A 3824-nucleotide genomic window follows, 5' to 3' on the forward strand; every position below is an offset into this window, starting at 1 on the left:
TTTTCTTGGTTAATGTGATTTTTTTTGTATTCTTTTTTTATTACCAATATGGGGATATGGCTCTTGGAAAGTTTAGATAAACGTTAATTTAAAAATCAAAAGCTCTAAAAAATGATAAGAAGTTAACACAGCATTTACCCAGGATTAAATGGTAAACAGTAAAAAAAATGGCATAAAATCACAAGTTAATCACACCCTAAAATTAAATGATATTAGGGAGGATTACCTGTGCCAGAGAAAGCTTCCATTACTTCTTCCGAATTAGCCACTTTATGGCTTACCTATCAAGAAAAAACAATGATTTTACGAATACTGGAATACTTTATAGACAAAGCTGATGATGAAAAAGCCAAGGAAATTATGACAAGTTTGTATGGAGAACTTGAGGTATATGTAGGCAAAATCGTAGAAATCTTTGAACAGGAAGGCGCGGTCATTCCAGTCGGATATACCGAACAGGATGTAAATAAACATGTTCCTAAGTTATTCGACAATGGCTTTGATATTATGTTTGTACGATTATTAAAAGAAATCAGTATGGGAATGCACGCATTGAATTTAACGATGACGTTTCGTGAGGATATAAATATTCTTATAACAGACCTTACCGCTCTCAGCCAGAAATATTACAGGATTTGCACGCAATATTTACTTGAAAAAGGGCTGCTCGTTAGAACTCCGTTCGTACCGATGCCAAAGTCGGTCGAATTTGTAAAGAATTATGATTACTTTGGCGGGCTACCCATCAATCCATTTAACCAGAAAAGGACCTTAAACACACTCGAGGTGGCCCATATCCAAAAAGGAATCGAAGCAAATCTCACAGGTTTGCAGATGATCTTAGGGTTTGCCCAAAGCGCCAATGATAACGAGGTTAAGAAATTCTTTCATGAGGGAGCAGAGCTTGCTAAAGGGATTGTCAAAGAATTAAGTGAGTTAATGATTCAGGAAAGTCTTCCTGCCCCACAATCATCGGGAGGAAATGCAACTCAATCCACAGTGGCTCCATTTTCGGATAAGTTAATGATGTATTGTACAAGTCTGTTCTGCAGTTTTTCCCTGGGAAGCAATTCACTCGGAACTGCTTTTAGCTTACGGAATGACCTGCCTGTAAAAATGACCATCTTTACGAAGGATGTTTTTGAATATGCTCATAAAGGTGCCAAAATCATGGTTAAAAACGGATGGATGGAAGAGCCACCTCAAATGGTAAATCACAAACAATAGAAAGCGCACGGTGGCACTAAGTAGTTCGATTGTGAAGTGGAAAATCCAAATTCACAAGAGAAATAGCAGGTAAGTCACTCACTTTTATACAACTCAATCACATAGAAAAACGCAGAGGTTTTGGCATCCTCTGCGTTTTTGGGGTATTTTAATGACTAGTTCTTCAACAAACGGTTTCCTATAGAGTAACAAAGAAGACTGAAAGCTTGATTTATTGCTTAGTTCCCCTTACCGCAACGGTATGATACCGCCTTGAATCTGGACCTTTGATTAAAGCAACGTCATTAAATCCTGCCTTCTTCATATACGGAATTACTTGATTTTCAGTAATGCCTCTTATGCCTTCCCAGGTTTCATCTTTTTTCCCGTCAGAAAAAGTAAGTATTACAACTCCTTCTGGCTTTAGAACCCTGAAGATTTCCGATAAAGTTCTATCAATATCAGTCCAAAAATAAATGGTTTGGATACTGAAGACCGTGTTGGAATTTTCATTACCAAAGGGCAATTTATTGAGATTTGCTTGCACTAGTTTTGCTCTCTTTTCTTTTATTGCCTTTTTGTTTCTTAACTTTGCTGAACGAATAATTGTTGGAGAAATGTCCAAACCGACTATTTCTTGAGTCAAATCTTTTTCCAAAAGCAATTTAATTGCATAACCTGCCCCACAGCCCAACTCTAAAATCCTGTCTCCTTTTTGAACATTCATTAACTCTAATGTCCAATTTGTTTCAGTCTTGTGCTGCCTCACCATTTTTTCACCAATATATGTACCTATTATTCCTTTTGGCGTTTTATAATGCCGATCGATAAATTCTCTAATTTTTTTAAAGAAATCCATACATATCTCCTGTTCGAATTGTTTAATATCTTTTAATTCAAAATGTTGATTTACTCTTGATGAATCTTCTCAACCACATTTTCAATGACTGAATTTAAATCAGCATAACCAAAATAATGAACATACATGACTTCGTTTCCCCTTGAAGCAAATACTTCCATCATGTCATTTTCTTCATGGACAATCAAAAGATCGAGGTCCGAGTGCTTCTTTTCTACAAAATCACCCTGGCTGGTTTCAAAACTGTAGCGTTTGATCAAATCCGAAATCAAATGTTCTGCCATGCCAGTGAACCTGAGTTGGTAATATTGTGTATGTATAGCCGGTGAATACTCCCCGCTGCCATCTTCCCATGTTTTACCCCTAACCAGTCCGGTCTCATCAGATTCATATTGTACAGGTGCCAAAAGGCTCCAGTCATATGAATATCGATTTCCCCAATCCACATCATTATCTATATAGGTATCTTCCGCTCGCTCTAATTTAGGATCGCTCTCGACATCTGCCAATCTGACAATCGGCAGATTCACGTCTTTTTCCGGCAATGTTTTCGTATCCATTTTCATTAGATGTACAAATGGAATAATGGCACTTAAGCCAATCATCACCGTAAAAAGAAAGGTAATAGCTGTATGAAATGTATGTCTCTTTTTCCACGGAGCATGATGGTCAATTGGTATACCTTCAGCTAATTTTTTCCCCAAACTACGAACAGAGAGAGCAGCTTGTAAGGAAGCATAAGCGATATAACTTATGTAAATAGCCAAAAGCGTTTGATGGACCATGATTCCCTCCACCATTACCAACGTTGGTGTCCCATCCAGGAACCAGCTAGAAGCTAACATACCAATCATGAGAAGCAGGCCAAAAACGATGACAGCAGCATTAAAAACCAATTGTTTATCCAGTTCCTTCAAGGAATACGATTGCTCTAACGGATCAGTGTATAGCTCCGGCGCATTCAGCTCAGCAGCTGATGAAAACACATGAAAAGAACCATAACTGGTGACAAAATCCCAGCCTTTATCGCCATACATATCAACTTGCTCAGTCGGTATCTCTTTATTGATCGACACCACTACCCTGTACCTCATGTTTTTCGGGTCAGCTTTTTCAAACTTGACGAACTGTCTCCCCAGCTTTTTCAGAAAAAGCCCTTCTGCCGCCATGTCTGACAACCAACTTTCAAGCTCCCCGATTCTCCAATAATCACTGGGGCTGAGTTTGTAGACTGTTTTCATTCCCCATCCCCCTCATCTAATATCACCCGATTTTAGGCAAAGCTATTAACTGAACATGTTCTGTAAACATCTATTCTGCCTATTATTCATTTATTACTTTTGAATTTCAAGAGCCATGATAATGTCAATTTGCTCTTCATCCCCCATATAGAAGGAGTGAGAACCCCTCTCTACAAAACCCATTCTCTTATAAAATGCAATTGCATTTTCGTTCTTCTCCCATACACCCAGCCAGATTTTACTCTTATTATGTTCTTGCGCAAGATCCACCGCTTTGTTAAAGAGGTATTTACCAAGCCCATGCTTTTGAAATTCTCTCTTAATATATATCCTCTCGACTTCAAGCGCTTCACTTCCCATGTCCTCAGACTGGGCGTCATTAATATTCACCTTTAGATACCCGGCTAGTTCATTGTTAAAAAATACAAAGTAGAACTCAGAAGAAGTGTTGCTCAACTCATTTTCCAATTGTTTTAAGTTAAATGCCTTATCCAGATAGGCCTTCATATTCTCCGGAG

4 protein-coding genes are annotated in these 3824 nt (G+C 38.2%); 1 reads left to right on the forward strand and 3 read right to left on the reverse strand.

Going from position 1 to position 3824, the window contains the following annotated elements; genetic code table 11:
- Nucleotides 1-228 precede the first annotated feature (228 nt).
- Nucleotides 229-1227, forward strand: coding sequence for a DUF3231 family protein (locus ACH0QE_RS06080; RefSeq protein ID WP_415799800.1), 999 nt, complete (start codon nt 229-231; stop codon nt 1225-1227).
- Between the two features lie 211 nt (nt 1228-1438).
- Here the strand turns inward: ACH0QE_RS06080 and ACH0QE_RS06085 are convergent, their stop codons facing one another.
- The 3 genes from ACH0QE_RS06085 to ACH0QE_RS06095 all read right to left on the reverse strand — a co-directional run.
- Nucleotides 1439-2065, reverse strand: a complete 627-nt coding sequence (locus ACH0QE_RS06085; RefSeq protein ID WP_415799801.1) for a class I SAM-dependent methyltransferase — start codon at nt 2063-2065, stop codon at nt 1439-1441.
- Nucleotides 2066-2115: 50 nt separating this feature from the next.
- On the reverse strand, nt 2116-3306 hold the full coding sequence (locus ACH0QE_RS06090) for a DUF2812 domain-containing protein (protein ID WP_415799802.1): 1191 nt from the start codon (nt 3304-3306) through the stop codon (nt 2116-2118).
- A gap of 93 nt (nt 3307-3399) precedes the next feature.
- Nucleotides 3400-3824: GNAT family N-acetyltransferase (locus ACH0QE_RS06095; protein WP_415799803.1), on the reverse strand; the 425-nt coding region annotated here is incomplete at its 5' end.

The organism is Mesobacillus sp., from assembly GCF_047739415.1.
Lineage (GTDB): Bacteria > Bacillota > Bacilli > Bacillales > Cytobacillaceae > Mesobacillus.